Origin of the sequence: Pseudomonas sp. yb_5 (assembly GCF_043103865.1) — a bacterium.
Taxonomy (GTDB): domain Bacteria; phylum Pseudomonadota; class Gammaproteobacteria; order Pseudomonadales; family Pseudomonadaceae; genus Aquipseudomonas; species Aquipseudomonas putida_Y.
The window spans coordinates 51,384-76,322 of record NZ_JBICKE010000125.1 but is presented as its reverse complement, the minus strand read 5'-3'; the positions used below and the strand labels follow the sequence as shown (position 1 = coordinate 76,322).

The 24,939-nt window shown below is 62.8% G+C and carries 21 protein-coding genes; 9 read left to right on the top strand and 12 right to left on the bottom strand.

Going from position 1 to position 24,939, the window contains the following annotated elements:
* Positions 1-14: 14 nt before the first annotated feature.
* Positions 15-1,574, bottom strand: coding sequence for a glycogen synthase GlgA (gene glgA, locus ACF8GF_RS22575; protein ID WP_176682249.1), 1,560 nt, complete (start codon positions 1,572-1,574; stop codon positions 15-17).
* A 652-nt stretch (positions 1,575-2,226) separates the two neighbouring features.
* Positions 2,227-2,394: a DUF6026 family protein gene (locus ACF8GF_RS22570; RefSeq protein ID WP_176682250.1), complete on the bottom strand. Its 168-nt coding sequence runs from the start codon at positions 2,392-2,394 to the stop codon at positions 2,227-2,229.
* Between the two features lie 203 nt (positions 2,395-2,597).
* On the opposite strand from ACF8GF_RS22570, the gene gnd reads away from it, so the two are divergent.
* The 5 genes from gnd (at position 2,598) to ACF8GF_RS22545 (ending at position 8,040) form a co-directional block, all read left to right on the top strand.
* A complete protein-coding gene (gene gnd, locus ACF8GF_RS22565; protein ID WP_176682251.1) occupies positions 2,598-3,581 on the top strand; it encodes a phosphogluconate dehydrogenase (NAD(+)-dependent, decarboxylating) in 984 nt (327 codons plus the stop codon).
* Positions 3,578-5,083, top strand: coding sequence for a glucose-6-phosphate dehydrogenase (gene zwf, locus ACF8GF_RS22560; RefSeq protein WP_176682252.1), 1,506 nt, complete (start codon positions 3,578-3,580; stop codon positions 5,081-5,083). The genes gnd and zwf overlap by 4 nt, the downstream gene beginning before the upstream one ends.
* Before the next feature lie 116 nt (positions 5,084-5,199).
* Positions 5,200-6,996 carry a glycoside hydrolase family 15 protein gene (locus tag ACF8GF_RS22555; RefSeq protein WP_392488511.1) on the top strand — a complete coding sequence of 599 codons (1,797 nt, stop codon included), beginning with the start codon at positions 5,200-5,202 and terminating at the stop codon, positions 6,994-6,996.
* 67 nt (positions 6,997-7,063) lie between these two features.
* Positions 7,064-7,420, top strand: a complete 357-nt coding sequence (locus ACF8GF_RS22550) for a VOC family protein (RefSeq protein WP_003251273.1) — start codon at positions 7,064-7,066, stop codon at positions 7,418-7,420.
* On the top strand, positions 7,420-8,040 hold the full coding sequence (locus ACF8GF_RS22545; RefSeq protein ID WP_176682254.1) for a TetR/AcrR family transcriptional regulator: 621 nt from the start codon (positions 7,420-7,422) through the stop codon (positions 8,038-8,040). The genes ACF8GF_RS22550 and ACF8GF_RS22545 overlap by 1 nt, the downstream gene beginning before the upstream one ends.
* A gap of 133 nt (positions 8,041-8,173) precedes the next feature.
* Here the strand turns inward: ACF8GF_RS22545 and preA are convergent, their stop codons facing one another.
* From preA to hydA, 3 genes are all read right to left on the bottom strand, one after another.
* Entirely contained in the window at positions 8,174-9,448 is a 1,275-nt protein-coding gene (gene preA / locus ACF8GF_RS22540; RefSeq protein ID WP_176682255.1) for an NAD-dependent dihydropyrimidine dehydrogenase subunit PreA, read from the bottom strand.
* Positions 9,449-10,816 carry an NAD(P)-dependent oxidoreductase gene (locus ACF8GF_RS22535; RefSeq protein ID WP_392488510.1) on the bottom strand — a complete coding sequence of 456 codons (1,368 nt, stop codon included), beginning with the start codon at positions 10,814-10,816 and terminating at the stop codon, positions 9,449-9,451.
* A 162-nt stretch (positions 10,817-10,978) separates the two neighbouring features.
* A complete protein-coding gene (gene hydA, locus ACF8GF_RS22530) occupies positions 10,979-12,418 on the bottom strand; it encodes a dihydropyrimidinase (RefSeq protein ID WP_176682257.1) in 1,440 nt (479 codons plus the stop codon).
* Positions 12,419-12,759: 341 nt separating this feature from the next.
* Here hydA and ACF8GF_RS22525 point away from each other — a divergent pair, with 341 nt between their 5' ends.
* The gene (locus ACF8GF_RS22525) at positions 12,760-14,277 is read left to right on the top strand and encodes an NCS1 family nucleobase:cation symporter-1 (RefSeq protein WP_209967060.1); all 1,518 of its coding nucleotides are present in this window, start codon (positions 12,760-12,762) and stop codon (positions 14,275-14,277) included.
* Positions 14,278-14,288: 11 nt separating this feature from the next.
* A complete protein-coding gene (locus tag ACF8GF_RS22520) occupies positions 14,289-15,572 on the top strand; it encodes a Zn-dependent hydrolase (protein WP_209967059.1) in 1,284 nt (427 codons plus the stop codon).
* Here the strand turns inward: ACF8GF_RS22520 and ACF8GF_RS22515 are convergent.
* The 3 genes from ACF8GF_RS22515 to nhaB form a co-directional block, all read right to left on the bottom strand.
* Positions 15,569-16,528 carry a ribonuclease Z gene (locus tag ACF8GF_RS22515; protein ID WP_176682260.1) on the bottom strand — a complete coding sequence of 320 codons (960 nt, stop codon included), beginning with the start codon at positions 16,526-16,528 and terminating at the stop codon, positions 15,569-15,571. The two genes, ACF8GF_RS22520 and ACF8GF_RS22515, sit on opposite strands and share 4 nt — an antisense overlap.
* Positions 16,529-16,615: 87 nt before the next feature.
* A complete protein-coding gene (locus ACF8GF_RS22510; protein WP_176682261.1) occupies positions 16,616-17,161 on the bottom strand; it encodes a lipocalin family protein in 546 nt (181 codons plus the stop codon).
* A 146-nt stretch (positions 17,162-17,307) separates the two neighbouring features.
* Positions 17,308-18,810 carry a sodium/proton antiporter NhaB gene (gene nhaB, locus ACF8GF_RS22505; protein WP_176682262.1) on the bottom strand — a complete coding sequence of 501 codons (1,503 nt, stop codon included), beginning with the start codon at positions 18,808-18,810 and terminating at the stop codon, positions 17,308-17,310.
* A gap of 150 nt (positions 18,811-18,960) precedes the next feature.
* Between nhaB and ACF8GF_RS22500 the strand changes: the two genes are divergently transcribed.
* Entirely contained in the window at positions 18,961-19,773 is an 813-nt protein-coding gene (locus ACF8GF_RS22500) for a crotonase/enoyl-CoA hydratase family protein (protein ID WP_339535134.1), read from the top strand.
* Between the two features lie 36 nt (positions 19,774-19,809).
* Positions 19,810-20,640, top strand: a complete 831-nt coding sequence (gene nudC / locus ACF8GF_RS22495) for an NAD(+) diphosphatase (RefSeq protein ID WP_176682264.1) — start codon at positions 19,810-19,812, stop codon at positions 20,638-20,640.
* Here the strand turns inward: nudC and ACF8GF_RS22490 are convergent.
* The 4 genes from ACF8GF_RS22490 to ACF8GF_RS22475 all read right to left on the bottom strand — a co-directional run bounded on the left by ACF8GF_RS22490 (position 20,608) and on the right by ACF8GF_RS22475 (position 24,902).
* The gene (locus tag ACF8GF_RS22490; protein ID WP_176682265.1) at positions 20,608-21,387 is read right to left on the bottom strand and encodes a TSUP family transporter; all 780 of its coding nucleotides are present in this window, start codon (positions 21,385-21,387) and stop codon (positions 20,608-20,610) included. The two genes, nudC and ACF8GF_RS22490, sit on opposite strands and share 33 nt — an antisense overlap.
* 134 nt (positions 21,388-21,521) lie before the next feature.
* Positions 21,522-22,385 (bottom strand): RHS repeat-associated core domain-containing protein, encoded by an 864-nt coding sequence (locus ACF8GF_RS22485; protein ID WP_176682266.1) that lies wholly within the window; start codon positions 22,383-22,385, stop codon positions 21,522-21,524.
* Between the two features lie 202 nt (positions 22,386-22,587).
* A complete protein-coding gene (locus ACF8GF_RS22480) occupies positions 22,588-23,418 on the bottom strand; it encodes an alpha/beta fold hydrolase (RefSeq protein ID WP_392462015.1) in 831 nt (276 codons plus the stop codon).
* Between the two features lie 194 nt (positions 23,419-23,612).
* Entirely contained in the window at positions 23,613-24,902 is a 1,290-nt protein-coding gene (locus ACF8GF_RS22475; protein ID WP_392488509.1) for an NAD(P)/FAD-dependent oxidoreductase, read from the bottom strand.
* Positions 24,903-24,939 lie beyond the last annotated feature (37 nt).

The following is a 24,939-nucleotide window of genomic DNA, read 5'->3' as shown; positions in this document are numbered from 1 at the left end:
CTTCCGACCCCCGCTCAGTAGTGGCTCAGCTGTGCCTGCTTGACCAGGTCCTCGTACAGGCGGGCGTAGGGTTCAACCGCCTGGCACCAGTTGAACGGTTGGGTCATCGACAGGCAGCGCATGGCGTTCAGCAGGTCCTTCTTGCCGTATACATAGAAGGCGCGGCTGAGTGCCTCGCGGTAGCTCTCGACGGTAGATTCGTTGAACAGGAAGCCTGTCACGCCGCACTCGATGGTGTCGGCCAGGCCACCGGTATTGCGTGCCACCGGCAGCGAGCCGAAGCGCTGCGCGTACATCTGGCTGAGGCCGCACGGCTCATAGCGCGATGGCATCAGCAGGAAATCGCTGCCGGCGAACATGCGCCGGGCATCGGTTTCATTGAAGCCGATACGCACACCGATGCGGCCCGGGTGACGCAGTGCCAGCTCGCGCATGGCCTGTTCCTCTTCCGGTTCGCCGCGGCCGATGATCGCGATCTGCCCGCCTTGCTCGACGATGTAGTCGGCCACGCCCAAGGTCAGGTCCAGGCCCTTTTGATAGACCAGCCGCGACACAACGGCGAATAGCGGGCCTTCGGAATCTTCCAGGCCGAACAGTTCGCGCACCTCCTGGGCGTTACGCGCTTTGCCCTCCCAGTCGTTGATGCTGAAGTTGTGCTGCAGGTGCTTGTCGGTGGCCGAGTCCCAGCTTTCGTCGATGCCGTTGGGGATGCCACCAAGCAGGCCTTGCTGGGCCTTGCTGGCGAGGAACCCGTCCAGGCCGCAGCCGAATTCCGGGGTGGTGATTTCCCGGGCATAGGTGGCGCTGACTGTGGTGATGTGGCTGGAGTAGGCCAGGCCGGCCTTGAGGAACGACAGCTTGCCGTAGAACTCCATGCCTTCCTGCTGCATGGCATGTTCGGGTATCGCCAGCTCCGGGCTGCAACCGCGGCTGTACACACCTTGGTAAGCCAGGTTGTGGATGGTGAACAGCGTGGGCGTATTCAGGCCGCGCCAGTGCATGTAGGCGGGGGCAAGGCCGGCGGGCCAGTCATGTGCGTGCACCACTTCCGGCGTCCAGTGGATCTTGCCTTCGCCGGCAGCGATTTCGGCGGCAGCCAGGCCCAGGCGGGCGAAGCGGATGTGGTTGTCGGGCCAGTCGCGGCCATTGTTGGCACCATAGGGTGTGCCGTCGCGCTGGTACAGTTCAGGGCAGATCAACACATAGATGACCAGGCCGTCGGCCATGTCCATGCGCCCGATCTTGCATGGCGGCAGGGCCGCATGGCCGCCCAGCTCACCCACGATATGTATCGGGTTGTCGCTTTCCATCACCTGGCGGTAGCCGGGGATGAGCACCCGCACATCGTGCAGGTGCGCCAGGGCACGGGGCAGGGCAGCGGACACGTCACCCAGGCCGCCGGTTTTCACCAGGTCGGCGATTTCCGAAGTCACGAACAGAATCTTGCGCATGTTCGGGTTGTGCTGGCGCTGGGCGCCCGGTGCCTTGCCTGTCGTGGCGAAATCCGGGGTGAGCGGCTCGCGGTTATCCGGTTTGAAAGCGTCTACGTGAGGCTCGACAGCGGCACTGATCATACTTCTCTCCGTCCCTATGCTTGGTCGGGTGCTGGCACCCGTGGCGATGTTTCGTGCTGGTTCTCTCTAGTTTGAATCTGCTTAGTGCGTTCCATGCCCCAGGGTCGTGCGCGCAGGCACTACGCGATCAGCATTCCGGCCGAAGGCGCTTGGACTGGTTGGGGGGTGTGGGCCGGGGATCGGGAATAGCCCAATGCGCCTGGCCTACTTATATTCATGACCTGCCGGGTTTCCTGAAAGTTCGACTTTTTTGGGGTCACTCTTCCGTTGAGCAAATGGCGGGCCGAAAACCGAGTGTAGGAGAGAAAGTGATAAAAAGGTGACCCACTGGTCACTATTGTTATGTGCGTAATAGACGCAAACGTTGGCGTTTGTGACGGGGTGGGAAAAGGGGTGGGCGAGCGTGGGGCAAAGGGTTTTCGAGCTGCGCCAAATTGTGGCTCGCTACGTACAACGCACCTTTTTGGGGCGTAAGGGTGAGGGCAGCTTTATGCTGCGAAGCGGTTGGATGGGCGGAAAATGCTGCTTTCAATACAGGCGCTTTCTGGGCACTAGCCTGCTCCGGTTGCCCGGCAGGGTTCCAAGAGGGTGACTGGATTGAGGAGCAGACGGGTGGGAGCCATGCAGCTCCCACAGGCGGCAAGGGGATCGATCAGAGGCTGACAGCTTTATCGCCAGCGCGCTGTTGCGCCAGCAGCAGGTTCAACTGGGCGACCTGCTCGCGGAGCTGGTCACGTTCGTCCTTCAGTTTACGCAACTCATCACGGCGCACGGAGACATAGAGGGTCTGGGGTGGAGTTGCTGGCATCAATGTACCCATGAGCACACCTCGCGGTTTTGGCTGGTGACAAGTCAAAGCGTAGACGCTTCACGCGGGGCGCATTTTGAATTCTTTCGCAGGCCTTGGGAACTTTTTTGTATATCGTGGTCTTGCCGTTCGTCGCTGAACCCTCGGGCGGCATGCTGGACTAATCTGAAAAGCTGGACTACGTCGTCATCCATTTCGAAAGGGAGTATTGGCTCATGCAACTGGGAATCGTCGGGCTGGGCCGTATGGGCGGCAATATCGCAAGGCGCCTGATGCGCGCCGGCCATCGCACCGTGGTGCACGACCGCAACCGTGAAGCCATCACCGGCCTGGAGGGCGAGGGCGCCCAGGGCGCGCACGACCTCGGTGCACTGGTGCAAAAGCTGAAAGCACCGCGCGCGGTATGGGTGATGCTGCCGGCTGGCGACCCCACCGAGCAGACCATCGCCCAACTGGCCGAATTGCTGGAGCCGGGCGATGCGATCATCGACGGCGGCAACACCTTCTACAAGGACGACATGCGCCGCGCTGCAGAGCTGGCCAAGCGCGGCCTGCATTATCTGGACGTCGGAACTTCCGGCGGTGTATGGGGCCTCGACCGCGGCTACTGCATGATGATCGGCGGCGAAAAGGACGTGTTCGAGCGCCTGGAGCCGCTGTTCAAGGCGCTGGCGCCGGGCGTGGGCGATATCCCGCGTACCCATGGCCGCAGCGGCGAGCACCAGCGTGCCGAACACGGCTACATCCACGCTGGCCCACCCGGCGCCGGGCACTACGTGAAAATGGTGCATAACGGCATCGAGTACGGCCTGATGCAGGCCTATGCCGAAGGCTTCGACCTGCTGCGCAGCAAAGGTGGCAACGAGCTGCCGGAAGACCAGCGCTTCGACCTGAACGTGGCCGAAATTGCCGAGGTGTGGCGTCGCGGCAGCGTGGTGACCTCGTGGCTGCTCGACCTCACTGCCGATGCGCTGGTGGCCGACCCGCAGCTGTCGCAATTCAGTGGCTCGGTGTCCGACAGTGGCGAAGGCCGCTGGACCATCGACGCCGCCGTCGAGCAGGCGGTGCCGGTGCCGGTGTTGTCCAGCGCACTGTTCGCGCGCTTCCGTTCGCGCCAGCAACAGGGCACCTACGGTGACAAGATCCTCTCGGCCATGCGCCTGGGCTTCGGTGGCCACATCGAGAAGAAAGGCGAATGACTACACAGACCACCGCGTCCGCCCCCCCTTGTACGCTGTTCCTGTTCGGCGCCAATGGCGACCTGGTCAAGCGCCTGCTGATGCCCGCGCTGTACAACCTCAGCCGTGACGGTTTGCTGGACCGTAACCTGCGCATCGTCGGTGTTGACCATAACCCGGCCAGCGCCGAAGAATTCGCCGCGCGCCTGCACGCGTTCATGGTCGAGCGCGACAAAGGAAGCGAGGGCAGCGCCAAGTGCCTGGACGAGAAGCTATGGGCCCGCCTGGCCAAGCGCCTGGATTATCAGACGGGCGACTTTCTCGATCCGGCCACCTACCAGGCCCTGGCCAGGCGCATCGACAAGACCAGCCACGGCAATGCCATTTTCTATCTGGCCACGTCGCCGCGCTTCTTCCCCGAGGTGGCGCAGCGCCTGGGGCAGGCCGGCCTGCTGGACGAGTCTGCCGGCGGTTTTCGCCGGGTGGTGGTTGAAAAACCGTTCGGCACTGACCTGGCCAGCGCCGAGGCGCTCAACGCCTGCCTGCTGAAGGTGATGGGCGAGCGGCAGATCTACCGCATCGACCATTACCTGGGCAAAGAGACGGTGCAGAATATTCTGGTCAGCCGCTTTTCCAACGGCCTGTTCGAATCGTTCTGGAACAATCACTACATCGATCACGTGCAGATCACCGCAGCGGAAACCGTCGGTGTCGAGACCCGTGGTGCCTTCTATGACAGCACCGGCGCCCTGCGCGACATGGTGCCCAACCACCTGTTCCAGCTGCTGGCGATGGTGGCCATGGAGCCGCCGGCCGCGTTCGGCGCCGATGCGGTGCGCGGTGAAAAGGCCAAGGTGGTCGGCGCTATCCGCCCATGGTCGGCAAAAATGGCCCTGAAAAACTCCGTGCGAGGCCAGTACAGTGCCGGCAAGCAGGGGCGCAAGCCGTTGCCAGGCTACCGCCAGGAGGCCAACGTCGCGCCGGATAGCCAGACCGAGACCTACGTGGCGCTGAAGGTGATGATCGACAACTGGCGCTGGGCCGGCGTGCCGTTCTACCTGCGCACCGGCAAGCGCATGAGTGTGCGTGACACCGAGATTGCCATTTGCTTCAAGCCCGCGCCGTATGCGCAGTTTCGCGAGTCGGAGCTGGAGCGGCCCAAGCCCAACTACCTGAAAATCCAGATCCAGCCCAATGAAGGCATGTGGTTCGACCTGCAAGCCAAACGGCCCGGGCCGGAACTGGTGATGGAGAATGTCGAGTTGGGTTTTGCCTACAAGGACTTCTTCAAGATGACCCCGGCCACTGGCTACGAGACGCTGATCTATGACTGCCTGACCGGTGACCAGACCCTGTTCCAGCGGGCAGACAACATCGAGAACGGCTGGCGGGCGGTGCAGCCGTTTCTCGATGCCTGGGCCCAGGGCGGCGAAGTGCATGAGTACTCGGCTGGCGAGGACGGGCCGGAGGCCGGCAATGAATTGCTGGCCCGCGACAAGCGCGAGTGGCACCGGTTGGGGTGAGAGGTTTGCAAGCCTGTGCCGGCCGTTTCGCGGGCAAGCCCGCTCCTACAGGGAATTCCATTTCCCTCAGGCACCTGCGAAGAGGCCAGCACAGGCAACCACACAAAGGAGACCCAATGCCTGCCCATATCGAAGACTACGCCCTGCTGGGCAACTGCCGTAGTGCGGCGCTGGTCAGCCGCGATGGCTCGCTGGACTGGCTGTGCCTGCCACGTTTCGACGCCCCCGCCGTGTTCGCGGCCCTGTTGGGCAATGAAGAAAACGGCCGCTGGCGCCTGGCCCCTTGCGACCCGGTAGCGCACAGCAGCCGCCAGTACCTGGGCGACACCCTGGTGCTGGAAACCACCTGGGTGACCGCAAGCGGTCGTGCCCGGGTGCTCGACTTCATGCCTTTGGGCGAGGTCAACTCGGTGGTGCGCATCGTCGAAGGCTTGTCTGGCGAAACCAGTTTCGAAATGGACCTGGTCATGCGCTTCGACTACGGCCGCAGCGTGCCCTGGGTGGAACGGCTCGACCCACTGACCCTCAGCGCAGTCGCCGGCCCTGACCGGCTGATCCTGTGCAGCACCGTGCCCCCGCAAGCCCGCGACCACCATACCGGCTGCCGCTTTCGCGTCAGCACGGGCCAGCGCCAGGTCTTCAGCCTGCGCCACCAGCCCTCGCACTTGCCGGTGCAGCCCGACTGCGACATCGACCAAGCCTTGGCGAACACCTGCGAGCAATGGCAGGCCTTCGCCGACCGCTGCCCGCAGGTAGGGCCATATACCGCCCTGGTGCGCCGTTCGCTGCTCACCCTCAAGGCCATGACCTACGCCCCCACCGGCGGTATTGTCGCAGCCGTCACCACGTCGCTGCCCGAGCGTGTGGGTGGCGAGCGCAACTGGGACTACCGCTTCTGTTGGCTGCGCGACGCGACCATGACCCTGCTGGCCTTCATGAACCTTGGCTATTTCGACGAAGCCCAGGCTTGGCGCGAGTGGCTGCTGCGCTCGGTGGCCGGCAACCCCGAGCAGATGCAGATCATGTATGGCCTGGCCGGCGAGCGCGACCTGCAGGAGTACACCTTGCCGTGGCTGGCCGGTTATGAGCATTCACAGCCGGTGCGGGTGGGCAACGCCGCCTCGGCGCAGACGCAGCTGGACATCTATGGCGAACTGGCCGATGCGATGACCCAGGCGATCAAGGGCGGGTTGCCCCGCCACCCGCGCAGCGCCGCCATTTCGCGCTTAATACTGCCTTATGTCGAACGTATCTGGCGCGAGCCGGACGAAGGCATCTGGGAAATGCGCGGCGGCCGACAGCAGTTCGTGCACTCCAAAGTGATGGCCTGGGTCGCCTTCGACCGCGCCGCAGGGCTGGCCGACACCACAGAAGAAGGCCAAGAGCGCGGGCAGCATTATCGCCAGGTAGCTGACGAGATTCACCGCGAAGTGTGCGAGCGCGGCCTGGACGCCAGCGGCCGGTTCTTCGTCCAGGCCTATGGTTCGACCGAAATGGACGCCAGCCTGCTGCAGATCGCCCTGACCGGCTTCCTGCCGGCGGATGACCCACGCTTCATGCGCACCCTCGAACAGATCGAACAACGTCTGATGAAGAACGGCCTGCTGCTGCGCTATGACAGTGACAGCTGCAGCGACGGCCTGACGCCGGGAGAGGGCACCTTCCTGGTGTGTTCGTTCTGGCTGGCGGACGTTTATGTATTGCTGGGGCGCCAGGCCAAAGCCGAAGCGCTGTACCAACACCTGGCCGGCCTGTGCAACGACCTTGGCCTGCTGGCCGAACAGTACGACCCGGCCGGCCAGCGCATGCTCGGCAACTTCCCCCAGGCCTTCAGCCAGATAGGCATCATCAACACCGCGCTGAATCTGCACCGCGCACAGTGCCCGGCGCGCGACCGGGCGCGTTGTGGGTAGCGAATGAGTGGGGCGACTGCCTTGACCGGAGTAGACTAGGCCAAACACCCTTCGGCACGGAGCACACATGGGCATTCGCGGTACTGACCGGCAAATCGACAACATCGAGTTCAATGTCAGCGACATTTCACGGAGCAAGGCCTTCTATGGCAGCGTGTTTGGTTGGGCATTCACCGACTACGGGCCGACCTACACCGAGTTCAGTGACGGCCGGTTGACGGGTGGCTTCACCACGGGTGAGCCGGTGCGTCCGGGTGGGCCGCTGGTCATCTTGTACGCCGACGACCTGGAGGCCACGCAGCAGCGGATCGAAGCCGCCGGGGCGAAAATCAGCCGGGCGACCTTTGCCTTTCCCGGCGGGCGGCGTTTTCATTTCATTGACCCGGACGGTTATGAACTGGCGGTGTGGACGGCCCAAGCCTGATGGCCAATCACAAGATCGAAATCCGCCGACGCAATATCGAAAAAATCCTGCAAGCGGCGGAAAAGGTGTTTGCCGAGAAGGGCTATGGCGCCACCTCGATGGGGGATATCGCAGAGCAGGCTGAGTTGCCACGCTCCAACCTGCATTATTACTTCAGCACCAAGGACGAGCTGTTCCGCGCGGTGCTGCAGGACCTGCTGGATGTGTGGAAGCAGGACGCCCTGTGCTTCGAGAACTTCGACGATCCGCGTGTGGTGCTGACCAGCTACATCCGGGCGAAGATGGGCCATTCGCGCTCGCGGCCGCTGGGCTCGAAAATCTGGGCCGAAGAGATGCTGCACGGCGCGCCGGTGCTGGGGGTTAACCTCGACGAAAGCCTGGTGCCTTGGGCGAAGATGAAAGAAGCCAAGATCCGCAGCTGGGTGGAAGAGGGGCGCATCCTGCCGGTGGAGCCGTCGGCGCTGCTGTACATGATCTGGGCCTCGACCCAGCATTACGCCGACTTCGGTTACCAGGTGCAGTTGCTGAACGGCGGCGAGATGCTGTCGGACATGGCGTTCGAGAGTGCCGTGCAGACGGTGACCAGCGTGATCTTGCGGGGGATAGGGCTGGCGCCGTGAACCGGCGATGGAGGCCGCTGCGCGGCATTCGCGGGCTTGCCCGCTCCCACAGGTTCTGCGCTGTCCTCAGAAATGGCGCAGTCCTGTGGGAGCGGGCAAGCCCGCGAAGGGCTGCATGGCAGCCCCCATTGCTTCAACTGGCCTCGCGGTACGGGTTACGCGGATCCTGCGTCCAGTTCAGGTACGGCTTGCCGGTATCCTGTGCCTCCATTTCGATGCAGTTTTCCACCGGGCAGGTGATCTGGCACAGGTTGCAGCCTACGCATTCCTCTTCGATCACACTGTAGGCATGCGTGCCGTCAGCTTTCAGCGTGCTGGCAATCGCCTGGTGCGAGGTGTCCTCACACGCAATGTGGCAACGCCCGCAGCCAATGCACGCCTCCTGGTCAATGTGCGCCACCGACTTGTAGTTGATGTCCAGGTATTTCCAGTCGGTGGTATGGCCCACCGCCTGCCCGCGGAACGCCTCGATGTTGGGGTGCCCATGCTGGTCCATCCAGCGTGCCAGGCCGTCCTGCATGTCCTCGACGATACGGAAGCCATGTAGCATCGCTGCCGTGCACACCTGCACGGCGCCACTGCCCAAGGCCATGAACTCGGCGGCGTCACGCCAGTTGCCGATGCCGCCAATGCCACAAATCGGCAAGCCACGCGTTTCCGGGTCGCGGGCGATTTCCGCCACCATGTTCAAGGCAATCGGCTTCACTGCCGAACCGCAGTAACCACCATGGGTGCTCTGGTCTCCGACAATCGGGTGGGCCACCATGCGGTCCAGGTCGACGCTGGTGATGGAGTTGATGGTATTGATCAACGACACGGCATCGGCCCCGCCCCGGTGCGCGGCGCGGGCCGACTGGCGGATATCGGTGATGTTCGGCGTAAGCTTCACGATCACCGGCAGCGCGCAGTACGTCTTGCACCAGCGGGTGACCATTTCCACATATTCCGGTACCTGGCCAACGGCCGCCCCCATGCCCCGTTCCGGCATACCGTGCGGGCAACCGAAGTTCAACTCGATGCCATCGGCCCCGGTGGCTTCCACCAGCGGCAGGATGAACTTCCACGACTCCTCTATGCACGGCACCATCAGCGACACGATCAATGCGCGGTCGGGCCAGTCTTTCTTCACCTGGGTGATTTCGCGCAGGTTGATGTCCAGGGAGCGGTCGGTGATCAACTCGATATTGTTGATCCCCTGTACCTGACGGTTGGCACCATAGTGCGCCGAGTAGCGCGACGACACGTTGACCGCCGCAGGGTCTTCGCCCAGGGTCTTCCAGACCACGCCACCCCAGCCGGCCTCGAAGGCGCGGACCACGTTGTAGGCCTTGTCGGTTGGCGGTGCGGAGGCCAGCCAGAAGGGGTTGGGTGCCTTGATGCCGGCAAATACGATAGACAAGTCGGCCATTTACGCTGCCTCCACGTTGAGCATGAGTTGGGCATGGATGGCTTCGGCGGCCAGCTTGCCGTGTTGCACGGCCTGCACGGTAAGGTCCTGGCCCAGCGCGGTGCAGTCGCCGCCTGCGTATACGCCCGGTAGGCTGGTCTGCAGGTTTTCGTCAACGCGGATGCGCTCACCCTCGCGGGCCAGTTGCGCAGCCACCGGGTCGTGGAGGCTGGTGTCGTCGAAGCGCTGGCCAATGGCCTTGAAGATGGCGTCCGCGGTCAGCTCGAAGGTTTCGCCGGTATCGCGCAGGCGGCCTTCCGCCAACTCGGTGCGGGCAAAGCGCATGCCGCGGACCTTGCCGGCGTCATCCAGCAGCACGGTATCAGGGCGGGCCCAGGTGTGCAGGCGCACCTGATTGGCCTTGGCGATGTCCTGCTCGTGGCCGGTAGCGCCCATGTCTGCCTGACCACGGCGGTAAACCAGGTTGACGTCACGGGCACCCAGACGGCTCATTTGCACGGCCATGTCGATGGCCGTGTTGCCAGCACCGATCACCAGGCAGCGGTCGGCCAGCGGTAGCTGGCTCAGGTCATCGGCCTGGCGTAGCTCACGGATGTATTCGGTGGCGGCGAGCACGCCGGGGGCTTCCTCGTCGGGCAGGCCTAGCTGGCGCACGGCATTCAGGCCGAGGCCCAGGAACACCGCGTCGTACTGATCGCGCAGCTCGCCCAGGCTGAGGTTGTCACCCAAGCGCTGGCCATGGCGGACTTCGATACCGCCAATGCCCAACAAGAAATCCACCTCCCGCTGGGCATAGTCGTCTACCAGCTTGTAGCGGGCGATACCGTACTCGTTGAGGCCGCCGGCTTTGTCGCAGGCCTCGAACACCACCACGTCATGCCCGTGCATGGCCAGGCGGTGCGCGCAGGACAGCCCTGCCGGGCCGGCGCCGACCACGGCGATACGCTTGCCGGTGGCTGCCGAGCGCTTGAACGGGTGTGCGCTGAACTGGGCGTTGTCCAGGGCGTAACGCTGCAGCTGGCCGATCAGCACCGGCGCGCATTCCTGGGCGTTGTTGCGCACGCAGGCTTGCTGGCAGAGGATTTCGGTGGGGCACACGCGGGCGCAACTACCGCCAAGGATGTTGGCCGAAAGAATGCGTTCGGCGGCGCCTTGCAGGTTTTCGTCACTGATGCGGTGTATGAACGAGGGGATGTCAATCTCGCTAGGGCAAGCGTTGACGCAGGGGGCGTCGTAGCAGTACAGGCAGCGTGCACTTTCCAGGGCAGCCTGGCGCGCGGTGAGGGGTGGGGCCAGATCGCTGAAGCGCTCGGCCAACTGGTCGGCGCCGGCCCGGGGGCGCGGCAAATGGTTCAGGGCGTCGATCACGGTTGTAGCCTCTCTATTTTTATGGTGCAGGCGACAGGTATTGCGGTGGATTCTGGGGGCGCTGCGCGGCCCATTGCGACGCAAGGCCGCTCCCACAGGCGATCGCGCTCCTTGTGGGAGCGGCCTTGCGTCGCGATGGGCTGCACTGCAGCCCCAATGGTTTCAGCGCTGAACTGGCATCGGCCGCTGATGCTCGGCCCGGCGCCCCAGCACTTCATACACCGACGGGTACGCCGGCCGTTCCACATACCGCCCCGCGCCCGGTTCGGCGCGCAGGTCGCCATCGGCCCAGAGCACCTTGCCCTGGCTGATGGTGTGGCTTGGGATGCCGCGCACGGTGCGGCCTTCGAAAATGTTGAAGTCCACCTGCTGGTGGTGGGTTTGGGCAGAGATGGTGCGGGTGCCCTGCGGGTCCCACAGCACCAGGTCGGCATCGGCACCCACGCGTATAGCGCCCTTGCGCGGGAACAGGTTGAAGATTTTCGCCGTGTTGGTGGAGGTCAGCGCGACGAATTCGTGCATCGACAGTCGCCCGCTGTTGACCCCGGCATCCCACAGTACCGCCATGCGGTCTTCGATGCCGGCGGTGCCATTGGGGATGCGGCTGAAGTCGTCGCGGCCCATGGCTTTCTGCTCGGCGCAGAAGCAGCAGTGGTCGGTGGCGGTGGTGTGCAGGTTGCCCGACTGCAAGCCGCGCCACAGCGCCTCCTGGTGCTCGCGTGGGCGGAACGGCGGGCTCATCACATAACCGGCGGCGGTGGCCCAGTCCGGGTCACGGTAGACGCTGTCATCCAGCAGCAGGTGGCCGGGCAGCACCTCCCCATACACCGGCTGGCCCTTGCCTCGGGCATAGGCAATTTCATCCAGTGCCTCGCGGCTGGAAATGTGCACCAGGTACAACGGCGTGCCGAGGGTTTCGGCAATGCGGATGGCGCGGCTGGCCGCTTCGCCTTCAACCTGCGAGGGGCGCGACAGCGGGTGGGCTTCCGGCCCGGTCATGCCCTGGGCGAGCAGTTTTTTCTGCAGGTGGTACACCAGCTCGCCGTTCTCGGCATGCACGGTGGGCACCGCGCCCAGTTGCAGGCAACGCTCGAAGCTGGCCACCAGGGTATCGTCGGCGGCCATGATCGCATTCTTGTAGGCCATGAAATGCTTGAAGCTGTTCACCCCGTGCTTGGCCACCAGCTCGCCCATCTCTTCGGCCACCTGCTCGCTCCACCAGGTGATGGCGACGTGGAAGCCATAGTCGCTGGCGCTTTTCTGCGCCCAGCCACGCCAGGTGTGGAAGGCCTCCAGCAACGATTGCTGCGGGTTGGGTATGACGAAGTCGATGATAGAGGTGGTGCCGCCTGCCAGGCCCGCAGCGGTGCCACTGAAGAAGTCCTCGCTGGCCACGGTGCCCATGAACGGCAACTGCATGTGGGTGTGTGGGTCGATGCCGCCGGGCATCAGGTACTGGCCGCTGCCGTCGAGGATCTTGCAGTCGGTGGGTGGTTCGAGGTTTTGCCCGATGGCTCGGATCAGGCCATCGGCACACAGGACATCGGCGGGGTAACTCTCTTCGTGGGTAACCACGGTGGCGCCACGGATCAACAGGGACATGCCGTTTTCCTCGCAGGCTGACCGGTCTTGGCCGGTTCTTTGCATTGTCATGGATGCAGGGCGGGCAGGGCGGTCAATCCTGTCAGGCCTGACAAGATTCGAGGCTAGATGCTGATTCTTGATTCAGCAAGAAAATTTTCCCATTAATTTTGTGGTTTTTAAGTAGCTGATATTCAAGGGTTAAATTCAGTGAGCGTACGCAGGACGGGGCTTTCAGGCTATTTGACTGGCTTGACAAGATGAAAATCTGGTCGAGATTTCTAAGCACATTCCGCGTGCGAACTCCGGTCATCGAATCAGCCTGATGAGCGAAAAATAGAAGAAAAACTGGAGAAGGGCCTATGCAACAGAGCAGATCGGAAGTGGTCGAGCAAGATGGCCTGTTCGAGCTGTCCGAGGGCAGCGATGTTCTCGACAGCCCGCGCTACAACCCTGACATTGCACCGACCAAGGTGCACCAGCGTACCTGGAACAAATGGCACATCACCGCCCTGTGGGTGGGCATGTCCATCTGCGTACCCACCTACACCCTCGGCGGCGTGCTCACGGCCTACTTCGGCCTCAGCGTTGGCGAAGCGCTGCTGGCGATCTTGCTGGCCAACGTTATCGTGTTGATACCGCTTACCCTCAATGCCTTTCCCGGTACCAAGTACGGCATCCCGTTTCCGGTGTTGCTGCGTTCGTCGTTCGGCATTCTCGGCTCCAACGTACCGTGCCTGATCCGCGCGGTGGTGGCCTGTGGTTGGTTCGGTATCCAGACCATGTTCGGCGGGCTGGCCATTCACCTGTTCCTGGGTTCGGTGTTCGACGGCTGGAAGGCGCTGGGTGGGACAGGCGAGGTGATTGGCTTCATGATCTTCTGGTGCCTGAACCTGTGGGTGGTGCTGCGCGGAGCCGAGTCGATCAAGTGGCTGGAAACGCTGTCGGCACCGCTGCTGGTCGCAGTGGGCGTCGGTCTGTTGTTCTGGGCCTTGCCCCATATGTCGATGTCCGAACTGCTGGCACAGCCGCCCAAGCGCCCGGAAGGGGCGAGCGTGGTCAGTTACTTCTGCGCGGGGCTCACGGCCATGGTCGGCTTCTGGGCCACATTGTCGCTGAACATTCCCGACTTCAGCCGCTACGCCCGCAGCCAGAAGGACCAGATTCTCGGGCAGATCTTCGGCCTGCCGCTGACCATGTTCCTGTTCGCGGCGCTGGGTGTGGTACTGACCGCCGCGTCGGCGTCGCTGGTGGGCGAGACGGTGTCCGACCCGGTCAGCCTGATCGGCAAGATTCAAAGCCCGTTCTGGGTGGCCCTGGCCATGGCGCTGATCGTGATCGCCACGCTGTCGACCAACACTGCGGCGAACATCGTGTCGCCGACCAATGACTTCCAGAACATTGCCCCACGCCTGATTGGGCGAAGCCGCGCGATATGGCTGACCGGCTTCATCGGCCTGGCACTGATGGGCCATGAGCTGCTGAAGAAGCTGGGCCTGATTGTCTCCGACCTTAGCCTGGAGAGCGTGTATTCCAACTGGCTGCTGGGCTATTCCAGCTTGTTGGGGCCCATTGCCGGCATCATGGCGGTGGACTACTTCCTGATCCGCCGGCAGAAGCTGGACCTGGCCGGGCTATACCGCGACGACGTGTATCCCGCGTGGAACTGGGCCGGTTTTGCCGCCTTCGCCTTGCCGGTAGGGCTGACGGTAATGGCGATTGGCAACAGCAGTTTCAGCTGGTTCTACGACTACGGCTGGTTCACCGGCTCGTTGCTGGGCGGTGCACTGTACTACGTGCTTGGCGGTATGGCGGTACGCAGTCCTGTGGTAGCGGGTGTGCCCGCGAAGCGTCCTGAACAGACAACAAAAAAAGCCTGAAGGAGAAACCCGTGACCCCCGTCAAAGAGATCCTGAAGACCAACGCCCATCACGTCGACAGTACCCGCCTGTGGCAATCGCTGATGGACCTGGCCCGGCTCGGCGCCACCGCCAAGGGCGGCGTCTGCCGCCTGGCCTTGACCGACCTCGACCGCCAGGCCCGCGATCTGTTCGTGCAGTGGTGCGAGGCGGCCGGTTGCTCGGTCAGCATCGACGCCGTCGGCAACATATTCGCCCGCCGCCCGGGCCGTAACCCCAAGCTGCCGCCGGTGATGACCGGCAGTCATATCGACACCCAGCCCACCGGCGGCAAGTTCGATGGCTGCTTCGGGGTGATGGCCGGGCTGGAGGTGATCCGCACCCTCAACGACCTGGGCGTGGAAACCGAAGCGCCGCTCGAAGTGGTGGTGTGGACCAACGAAGAAGGTTCGCGTTTTGCGCCGTGCATGATGGGTTCAGGGGTGTTCGCCAGTAAGTTCACCCTGGAAGAAACCCTGGCCAAGCGCGATGCCCAGGGTGTCAGCGTTGGCGAAGCGTTGAACGCCATTGGTTACGCCGGTCCGCGTGCAGTGTCGGGGCACCCTGTGGGGGCGTATTTCGAGGCGCATATCGAGCAGGGGCCTATCCTTGAGGACCAGGCCAAGACCATCGGCGTGGTCCTCGGCGCCCTGGGCCAGAAGTGGTTCGACCTGACCCTGCGCGGTGTTGAAGCCCATGCCGGCCCTACGCCCATGCACCTGCGCAAGGACGCCCTGGTAGGGGCAGCCGCTGTGGTGGAGGCGGTCAACCGCACGGCGCTTGCCCACCAGCCGCACGCGTGTGGCACGGTGGGCTGCCTTCAGGCGTACCCGGGGTCGCGTAACGTGATCCCGGGCGAAGTGCGCATGACCCTGGACTTCCGCCACCTCGAGGGCGAGCAGTTGAATGCGATGATTGCCGATGTGCGCGAGGTGATCGAGGCGACCTGTACCAAGCATGGTCTGAACCATGAGCTGGTGCCCACGGCCGACTTCCCGGCACTTTACTTCGACAAAGGCTGTGTCGACGCCGTGCGCGAATCGGCCAAGGCATTGGGCCTGCCGCACATGGACATCGTCAGTGGCGCGGGGCATGACGCCATCTTCTTGGCCGAGCTGGGGCCGGCGGGGATGATTTTCGTGCCGTGCGAAAACGGCATCAGCCATAACGAAATCGAGAACGCCACGCCTGATGACCTGGCGGCGGGCTGCGCGGTGTTGCTGCGGGCGATGCTGGCGGCGTCGGAGGCAATTGCCAGCGGGCGACTGGCGGCCTAACCACTGGCCTCAAGACGGCCGTTACGGCCAAGGTGATAGCGCTGCAGGTCCTGCGCCAGGGTCAACTGCCCGCTGTAATGGGCGAGGGCCTCGTCGCGCAGGTTGTCGATGTGCGGGCTGCGCCGTGGGTCGTTCTGGTAGCGGGCGCTGAAATGCGTCAGTACCAGGTTGCGCACGCCAGCGGCCTCGGCAAAGCGTGCCACTTCAGCGGCGGTGCTGTGGCCGAACGTGCCCCCGGTGCGTTCGACCACCGCCTGGGTGAAGGTGGCTTCGTGCACCAGTACATCCGCACCCCTGGCGACGGCTGCCAGCAGTTCTGGTTTGTCGTTGTCCCCGCACACGATCACCCGCTGTGGCGGACGCGAAGGCCGCAGGTAGTCGTTGCCGTTCAGTAGTTGCCGGTTGTACTTCACGGTCAACCCCTTGGCCAGCTCACCCCACAGCGGACCACGCGGTATGCCCTCGGCGTCCAGGCGCTGGATGTCCAGGCGTGGCTCAGGGTTGGTTTCGGTGAATACGAAACCCACGCTGGGCACCCGGTGCGACAGTTGCACGGTGGTTACCTGCAGGGTCTCGCTGCGCCATGTGCTCAACGTTTCCACGGGCAGCAGGCGCAGCTCGAACGGCAGGAAGGTATCGCTGGCAAGCAGGCCCTGGCGTACCCAGTCGTGCAGTGCGGCGGGCAGGATCACTTCCAGCGGCTGGGTGCGCCCGCTCATGCCCGCGCTGGCCAACAGGCCGGGCAGGCCGAAGCAATGGTCACCATGCACGTGGGTGATGAAGATCGCGCGCAGGTCGCGGATCGAAAGCGGGGTGTGTAGCAGCCGGTGCTGGGTGCCTTCGCCACAATCGACCAGATACCAGTGGCTGCCACTGGCTTCGATCACGGCAGTGGCGCTGACATTGCGTGCCTTGGTGGGCACCCCGGCGGAGGTGCCGAGGAACAGCAGGTCCATGCTCAGGCTCCTGTTTCAGGCCAGAAGCGGCCAAGGTGATACGGGGCGCACACCTTAGCCGGATTGCCGCCCGCCGTCGACGGCCTGCTAGTTACCCTGTCGCCAGATGAGCTTGCTGGTGTCATAACCTTGCTCCCGGGCGATTGTCAGCAGTTGCTCGCGCTGCTGGTCGGTGACTGCTGGCGTGCGCGAAAGCAGCCACAGGTACTCCCGGTTGGGGTGGCCGACCAGTGCCACGCGGTAGTCCTTGTCGTGGTACAGCACCCAGTACTCGCCCTTGGTCAGGCCCGGTGCCAGGCGGCTGAACCAGTTGTCGAAGCGCACCCACAGCTTGTCGGTGCTGCCTGGCTGCTGGAGCTCGGCAATACCCTTGGCTTCATTCCACTGGCCGTCCTTTTCCTGGCAGCGGTTGGTTACATCGATACGGCCGTCCTCGCGCAAGCCGTAGCGCGCCTCGGACTTCACACAGTTGCGCTGGAAGAACATCGGCAGCCGCGCCAGTTCGTACCAGGTACCCTGATAGCGTTGCAGGTCCACCTGCTGGGTACGCGGCGGTGCCGGGTGATCGTTGCCGGCGCAGCCGAGCAGGGCCAGGGTCATGCAAGAAAACAGCAGTGTAGTGCGCAGCACCATGGGTGACCTCCTTGGAGCGGATGGGGCGTACCTGAGTTTCGACGCCTGTGTGGGGAAAAAGTTGTAGGTGGTTTTGCCTGCGGTGAAACCCGTGCAGGAGCGGGTTTACCCGCGAAAGGGCCCGCACGGGTCCGTACAGGCCTGCCTCACAGCCAGTACGTCACCGCCCACCAACCCAACCCGCCCATCACCACGGTATAGGGCAGCGCCATCCACACCATCCGCCCATACGACAGCCGGATCAGCGGCGCAATGGCCGAGGTCAACAGGAACAGGAACGCCGCCTGCCCGTTCGGCGTCGCCACGCTTGGCAGGTTGGTGCCGGTGTTGATGGCCACTGCCAGTGTTTCGAAATGCTCGCGGCTCATGCTGCCATCGAGAAATGCCTGCTTCACTTCGGTGATGTAGATGGTGGCAACGAACACATTGTCGCTGATCGCCGACAGCAAGCCGTTGGCCAGATACAGCATGCCCGGTTGCTGTTCGGCCGGCAGCGTCAGCACCCAGTTGATCAATGGGTTGAACAGTTGCTGCTGATGAATCATCGCGACCACGGCGAAGAACACCACCAACAGCGACGTGAATGGCAGGGCCTCCTGGAAGGCACGGCCCAGGCGGTGCTCGTCGGTGATGCCAGTGAAGGCCGTGATCAGTACGATCACCATCAGACCGATCAGGCCGACCTCGGCCACATGCAGCCCCAGGCAGATGATCAGGATCAGTGCAGCGAGCCCTTGTACCCACAGCGCGATGCGCTGGGCCTGGGTACGCGCGGCATCGTCTTCGACCGCATAGGCGGTCAGCACCTGGCGCACCGGTTCGGGCATCAACGTGCCGTAGCCGAAAAGGCGCACCTTTTCCAGCAGTACGCATGTCACCAGACCGGCACCCAGCACTGGCAGCGATACGGGCGCCACCTTGAAGAAGAAATCGACGAAGTGCCAACTCATCTCGTGGCCGATCAGCAGGTTCTGCGGTTCGCCCACCAACGTGCAAACGCCGCCCAGGGCGGTACCCACAGCGCCATGCATCAGCAGGCTGCGCAGGAAGGCGCGGAACTGGTCGAGGTCTTCACGGTGCAGGTGAGCGACTTGCTGGTCGCTCTCCAGTGCGCTCTCCTCGCGCGGATTGGCCCCGGACGCGACGCGGTGGTACACCGCGTAGAAGCCGACCGCAGCGCTGATGATCACCGCCGTGACGGTGAGTGCATCGAGAAACGCGGAAAGGAACGCCGACAGCACGCAAAACAGCAACGACAGAATGGCTTTTGAGCGCACCCCAAGCAAAATGCGTGAGAACAGGAACAGCAGCAGTTCCTTCATGAAGTGGATGCCGGCGACCATGAACATCAGCAGCAGGATGACCGGGAAGTTGTGCTGCAGTTCCTCGTACAGCGCCTGGGGCGTGGTCATCTGCAACAGCATGGCTTCGATCAGCAACAAGCCACCGGGCATCAACGGGTAGCACTTCAGGGCCATAGCCAAGGTGAAGATGAATTCGAGCACCAGTGCCCAGCCGGTCGCAACCGGGCCAATGGTTACCAACAACAGCGGGTTGAGCACCAGAAACAGGCAGATGACCACCTTGTACCAAATCGGCGACTTGCCCAGAAAACCGTGGGCGATTGCGCCGGTCAGGGGGCGTGACATAAATATGTATCCTTATAATTCAGCGATGGCGCACGGTGCCGGATCTGCGCGTCTTAGGCAAGGCGCACAGTCCCGTTTTTGGCACAAGTACGGTCATTGGGCTGGGTTACCATCGCTGCCATGAGCCTTTCACCCACAGGAGTGCAGCCCGTGACCGAGTACAGTGCATTCAAGGTCGAACTGACCGACAGCATCGCCCACGTTCAGATCAATCGCCCGGAGAAGGTCAACGCGATGAACGCGGCTTTCTGGGAAGAGATCATCGACATCTTCCAGTGGATCGATGACACCGATGCCGTGCGTGCTGTGGTGATCAGCGGTGCCGGCAAGCATTTCTCCGCCGGTATCGACCTGATGATGCTGGCTTCGCTGGCCGGCCAGATGGGCAAGGACGTGGGCCGTAATGCACGCTTCCTGCGCAAGACCATCCAGCGGCTGCAGGCCTCGTTCACCGCTGTAGACACGTGCCGCAAGCCGGTACTGGCGGCGGTTCAGGGCTATTGCATCGGCGGCGCCATCGACCTCATCTCGGCGTGCGACATGCGCTACTGCAGCAGTGACGCGCAGTTCTCGATCAAGGAGATCGACATGGGCATGGCTGCCGATGTCGGCACATTGCAACGTTTGCCACGCATCATCGGCGACGGCATCATGCGTGAGCTGGCATTTACCGGCCGCAATGTCGAGGCGGACGAGGCGCTGCGTATCGGCCTGGTCAACCGAGTCTATGATGATCAGGCCGCACTGATGGACGGCGTCTTTGCCATCGCCCGCGAAATTGCCGCAAAATCGCCGATCGCTGTGGCCGGCACCAAGGAAATGCTCAGCTACATGCGTGACCATCGTATCGACGATGGCCTGGACTACATTGCCACCTGGAACGCCGCAATGCTGCAGTCCGAAGACCTGCGCGTGGCTGTGGCGGCGCACATGAGCAAACAGAAACCGACGTTCGCCGACTGATCGGGCCGGGGGACGCGCAGTAAAGGAACCCCCGAGATGTCAGCACGCTGGACTACCGCAGTACTCGACCCACAGATGATCGGGGGGCTGGCCGTGGCCCGCAGCCCTGAAGGGTTTCTGGTGGACGCCAACGGCGCGCTGTTCCCCCGCGACTGGCTCAAGCGCCAGGACCTCGACGTGCTGTGCGAACACGGCATCGGCCACTTTGACGGCCAGCCGGTATTTTTGCTGGAACTGCGCAGCGCCACCGATGTGCCCGGCTGCAGCTGGCGCGGCCTGCGTGCGTTCATGCTCGAAGGCGACTTCGACACCTACAAGGTGCTGGGCTATGCCGCACAAATCGGCACCTGGGCCCGCGAGCATCGCTTCTGCGGCAGTTGCGGCCAGGCGATGACGCAAATTCGCTGGGAGCGGGCGATGTACTGCCAGCCCTGCGACCTGCGCAGCTATCCGCGCATTTCACCCAGCATGATCGTGCTGGTGACCCGCGGCGATGAAATCCTGCTGGCGCGTTCGCCGCGCTTCGTCACCGGGGTGTACAGCACCTTGGCAGGTTTTGCCGAACCGGGTGAATCGGCCGAAGACTGCCTGGTGCGCGAAGTGCGCGAAGAAGTGGCGGTGGAGGTGCAGAACATCCAGTACGTCGGCAGCCAGTGCTGGCCGTTTCCGCATTCGATGATGCTCGGTTTTCATGCCGAGTACGCCGGTGGCGAGATTGTCATGCAGCCGGACGAGATCGAGGACGCCAAGTGGTTCAGCGTCCACGACCTGCCGCCGCTGCCGGCCGGGCGGTCCATTGCCCGGTACCTGATCGACCTGTATGTAGCCAGGCGCCTAGGGTTGCCCGAACCAGTGTTGCCACGCTAAGCGCACGGTCAACGCCAGCACCACGGTGATGAACACCGGGCGGATGAACTTGCTGCCACCGCTGATTGCCGTGCGTGCGCCGAAAAAGGCGCCGACCATCACCGACAGGCCCATGCATAGGCCAACGATGTAGTCCACCTGCCCGGAAATGATGAACACCGTCAGCGCCGCGATGTTGCTGACGAAGTTCATGCTGCGCGCCACGCCGCTGGCGCGTACCAGGTCGATGGGGTACAGCAGCAGGGTACTGACGGTCCAGAACGCCCCGGTACCCGGGCCGGCCACGCCGTCGTAGAAGCCCAGGGTGAAGCCTTGCGGCACTTGCCACTTCTTCTTGATTGGCGCATCGGCATCCAGCGGTGCCTTGGGCGTGCCGCCGAACAACAGGTAGATGCCACAGGCGAAGACGACCACCGGCAGCATCTTGTTCAGCCATTCAGCTGGCATGTAGTGGGCGATGACAGCGCCGAGCAACGCCCCGGCCAGGGTGGCGAACAATGCCGGGCGCCACTGCGCCGGATGGAACAGCTTGCGTTTGTAGTAAGTGAAACTTGCGGTGGCCGAGCCGAAGGTGGAACTGAGCTTGTTGGTGCCCAGCACCAGATGCGGTGGCATGCCGGCCGTGAGCAGGGCCGGAGTGGTGAGCAGGCCCCCGCCACCGGCGATGGCGTCGATGAATCCGGCGACGAAGGCGACCAGCGCCAGGATGAGCAGGGTCAGGGGTTCTACGGTGAGTTCGAAGGGCATGGGGTTTGGGCGCAGGGAGAAAGGCAAAAGGTGAGCAAAGGTCGCTCTGAAGGCTGAGATGGTAATACTCACCGGTTAGGCTTGCCAGTGCCAGGTGTTTGCGAGATTGCCCTTGCGCTTTAACCTCTGGCAGTTCACTTGGTTTGACCCCTCACGTTCGATTGTTCGGGCTGAAATGAAAAATTCGCAGGGGGTGATGGTAGCTTATGAATGACGACTGCCTCTTCTGGAGGGGTATATACTTTTTCAATGCGTTTTGCGGTTTTATTGATCTTCCTCATGTAAATGGTGGTTATGTTATCTGCTTGCGCCTCATCGTTGAGCAGATACCTGGCATCGTTATTAGGCTCCCAATTTTCTAGCGTCTCTTTGTATTTGATTAGGTTTGCAGCTTTCTCTAAATGTTTTCCTTGGGTGTGTGGGCTATCATACCACTTGGGGAATTTGGCCAGTGCAGGGAAGGTTTCAGTAGCCTTGACAGCATCGTTGTAGTACGGGTTTTCATTGTTCGGTGAGAGCGTCGAGGTGTCGCGTTTTATCTTGAAGAAATCCAAAATTCTCCTCAGCATCTGGCCGGATGGGTCCAGATTGTTCGTTGGGTCGCCCTCGCAATAGGCATATGCATTTCGCCCCCCCTTGCCAAAAGGGCTGAGGTTGTCAGGCGAATAAAAGCGCATGAGATAAGGGCTATATGCACGGTGGCCGTTGCCAAGGAGGTACAGTTTCGTGAAGCGATCACAACGTTGCCCGGTGTATCCCAGGATATGCTCAATGTGGCTGTGCCCATAAGCGCTGTAGGTCAGACTTTGAATGCGGTCACGATGTATGCTGTTGGTTATGGAGTTCTGCGCATTTACTGCCGTTATCAGCGTTTCGGCAGCGCGCTCCGCGAGTGGAGTGCCTGTGGCTGAAAACAGTGTAATAGATTGGTTGATGCCAACTGCTGTTGATAACTGGTCGATATTATAGAATAAGTGCTGCTTTAGGTTCTGTTGCATGATCAGCCTGCCGGCAATGTAATGTATTGATGCTACCTTCGGATAATTTAGCCATGCGTGCAACTGGTATATTTGCCAGTTGCATGCAGGCACTCTATATGTGTTGCCAGTGCCGGCCCTTTCGCGGGCAAGCCCGCTCCTACGAAGATGGCGTAATCCCGGATCGGGTTTACCCGCGAAAGGGCCGGTACTGGCGAAAACATCAACTACGGATAAACGCCAGCAAATCCGCATTGATCACATCGGCATGGGTGGTGGGCATGCCATGCGGGTAGCCTTTGTAGGTTTTCAGCGTGCCATTGGGCAGCAGCTTGGCCGACAGTACCCCGGAGTTTTCATAGGGCACGATCTGGTCATCGTCGCCGTGCATCACCAGCACCGGCTGCTTGATGCCCTTCAGGTCCTCGGTGAAATCGGTCTGGGAAAACGCCACGATGCCATCGTAATGGGCCTTTGCACTGCCGATCATGCCTTGGCGCCACCAGTTGCCAATGATGCCTTCGCTGGCTTCGACCCCTGGGCGGTTGTAGCCGTAGAACGGCCCTGCTGGCACATCCCGGTAGAACTGCGCCCGGTTGCTGGCAACCTGGGCCTGGAAGCCGTCGAATACCGACTTGGGCAGGCCACCGGGGTTGCCGGGGGTTTGTACCATCAAGGGGGGTACGGCCGCGATCAGCACGGCCTTGGCCACCTTGTCTTCAGGGTACCGGGCCATGTAGCGCACCACCTCGCCGCCGCCGGTCGAGTGGCCGACATGCACGGCACCCTGGGTGCCCAGGTGGGCGACCACGGCGGCTACATCGTCGGCATAGTGGTCCATGTCGTGGCCGTCCCATACCTGGCTGGAGCGGCCATGGCCTCGCCGGTCGTGGGCGACCACCCGGTAGCCTTCAGCGAGGAAGAACAGCATCTGCGCGTCCCAGTCATCGGCACTGAGCGGCCAGCCGTGGTGGAAGTGGATCACCGGCGCATCGCGCAGGCCCCAGTCCTTGTAGAAGATCTGTACGCCGTCCTTCGTGGTTACATAGCTCATGGTCGTGTCTCCTGAGTGCAGGAAGCGAAGGGAGCTATTGAGAATAGGAGGGATTTTGGCGGGTATCAGGAAGTTGTGTTGCCTGTGTGGGCCTCTTCGCGGGTGAACCCGCTCCTACAGGGATCTCATGGATTTTGAATGCGCAGGAGCGGGTTCACCCGCGAAGAGGCCCGCACAAGCAACACTCATGTCCTTCAGACACGGTCGCGCATGCGGTACCAGGCCTTTGCCGCAGCTTCCAATGGCGCAGCCAGCAGGTCGCCGCCGGGGAAGCGGCCGTTTTCGATGCCTTGGTACAGCGCCAACAGGTCTTCATCGCCGAGAATGGCATCGCTGACCGCACGCGCCGCCGCCAGGGTCGGCAGAACGCCATGGCCGGAGAAACCCTGCAGCCAGTAGCGCTGGCCCTCGCGGCCGACGTCCGGGGTGCGCTTGATGCTGCAATCGATGTGGCCGCCCCAGGCATAGTCGATGGCCACCCCGGCCAGTTGCGGGAATACCCGCTCCAGGTACGGGCGGGTGGCGCTGGCGACGTCCTTGGGAATGCCGCCCAGGTAAGTGCAGCCACCGCCGAACAGCAGGCGGTGGTCCGGGGTCAGGCGGAAGTAGTCGGGTACGAACTGGTTGTCGATCACGCAACTGTTGCGAGGTAGTAACGAATGGGCGAAGTCGGCATCCAGAGGCGCAGTGGCTACCTGGTAGGAACCGACGGGCAACAGGCAGCGCGACAGGCCGCGGTCAAGGCGGTCGATGTAGGCGTTGCAGGCCAGCACCAACACCTGGCAGTGAACTTCGCCACGGTCGGTGCGGGCGACATAGCCGTCGCGAGCCTGCTGGTAGCTGAGCACCTGGCTCTGTTCGTAGATTCGCCCGCCAGCAGCCTCGATGGTACTGGCCAGGCCCTGCGCCAGTTTCAGTGGGTTGAGGTGGGCGCCTTTGGCATCGTACAGCGCGGCCTGGTAGCGCGGGCTGTCGATCCATTGCGGCAACTCGTCACGGCCGATCAGGCGCAGGGCGCCGTAACCCCATTTATGCTCGGCATCATGCAGCGCCTCTTCGAGCATTTTCACCCGGCGTGGCAATACTGCAGTCCACAGGCTGCCCTGCCGGTAGTCGATGTCGAAACCGTGGCGTTGGGGCAGCTCGCGCATCTCGTCGGCAGCCCAGCACATGCTGGCCCACAGCCGTTGGGTACGTTCGATGCCAAGGGCCTGCTCCAGCGGCGGCATGTCGCACGACCAGCCCAACAGCGCCTGGCCACCGTTGCGACCGGAGGCCGCCCAGGCAACCCGGCTGGCTTCCAGCAGCGTTACGCGTTTGCCGGCCTCGGTCAGGCGCAGGGCAGTATGCAGGCCGCTGAAACCGGCACCGATGATCAGTACGTCGGTGTCGTGGGGGCCTTGCAGGGTAGGGCGTAACGGGATGTTGGCGGGGTAGGTCTGGGCGTAGTAACTGGCGACGTGCTGGGCGGATTGTTTGAACATGCCGGGCTTCCGTGAAAATTATTATGTTTATTTTCAT

What these genes read in the sequence shown, in the direction of transcription:
- glgA (WP_176682249.1), bottom strand. Translation starts at nt 1,574, where the DNA reads ATGATCAGTGCCGCTGTCGAGCCTCACGTAGACGCTTTCAAACCGGAT.
- ACF8GF_RS22570 (WP_176682250.1), bottom strand. Translation starts at nt 2,394, where the DNA reads ATGGGTACATTGATGCCAGCAACTCCACCCCAGACCCTCTATGTCTCC.
- gnd (WP_176682251.1), top strand. Translation starts at nt 2,598, where the DNA reads ATGCAACTGGGAATCGTCGGGCTGGGCCGTATGGGCGGCAATATCGCA.
- zwf (WP_176682252.1), top strand. Translation starts at nt 3,578, where the DNA reads ATGACTACACAGACCACCGCGTCCGCCCCCCCTTGTACGCTGTTCCTG.
- ACF8GF_RS22555 (WP_392488511.1), top strand. Translation starts at nt 5,200, where the DNA reads ATGCCTGCCCATATCGAAGACTACGCCCTGCTGGGCAACTGCCGTAGT.
- ACF8GF_RS22550 (WP_003251273.1), top strand. Translation starts at nt 7,064, where the DNA reads ATGGGCATTCGCGGTACTGACCGGCAAATCGACAACATCGAGTTCAAT.
- ACF8GF_RS22545 (WP_176682254.1), top strand. Translation starts at nt 7,420, where the DNA reads ATGGCCAATCACAAGATCGAAATCCGCCGACGCAATATCGAAAAAATC.
- preA (WP_176682255.1), bottom strand. Translation starts at nt 9,448, where the DNA reads ATGGCCGACTTGTCTATCGTATTTGCCGGCATCAAGGCACCCAACCCC.
- hydA (WP_176682257.1), bottom strand. Translation starts at nt 12,418, where the DNA reads ATGTCCCTGTTGATCCGTGGCGCCACCGTGGTTACCCACGAAGAGAGT.
- ACF8GF_RS22525 (WP_209967060.1), top strand. Translation starts at nt 12,760, where the DNA reads ATGCAACAGAGCAGATCGGAAGTGGTCGAGCAAGATGGCCTGTTCGAG.
- ACF8GF_RS22515 (WP_176682260.1), bottom strand. Translation starts at nt 16,528, where the DNA reads ATGGACCTGCTGTTCCTCGGCACCTCCGCCGGGGTGCCCACCAAGGCA.
- ACF8GF_RS22510 (WP_176682261.1), bottom strand. Translation starts at nt 17,161, where the DNA reads ATGGTGCTGCGCACTACACTGCTGTTTTCTTGCATGACCCTGGCCCTG.
- nhaB (WP_176682262.1), bottom strand. Translation starts at nt 18,810, where the DNA reads ATGTCACGCCCCCTGACCGGCGCAATCGCCCACGGTTTTCTGGGCAAG.
- nudC (WP_176682264.1), top strand. Translation starts at nt 19,810, where the DNA reads ATGTCAGCACGCTGGACTACCGCAGTACTCGACCCACAGATGATCGGG.
- ACF8GF_RS22490 (WP_176682265.1), bottom strand. Translation starts at nt 21,387, where the DNA reads ATGCCCTTCGAACTCACCGTAGAACCCCTGACCCTGCTCATCCTGGCG.
- ACF8GF_RS22485 (WP_176682266.1), bottom strand. Translation starts at nt 22,385, where the DNA reads ATGCAACAGAACCTAAAGCAGCACTTATTCTATAATATCGACCAGTTA.
- ACF8GF_RS22480 (WP_392462015.1), bottom strand. Translation starts at nt 23,418, where the DNA reads ATGAGCTATGTAACCACGAAGGACGGCGTACAGATCTTCTACAAGGAC.
- ACF8GF_RS22475 (WP_392488509.1), bottom strand. Translation starts at nt 24,902, where the DNA reads ATGTTCAAACAATCCGCCCAGCACGTCGCCAGTTACTACGCCCAGACC.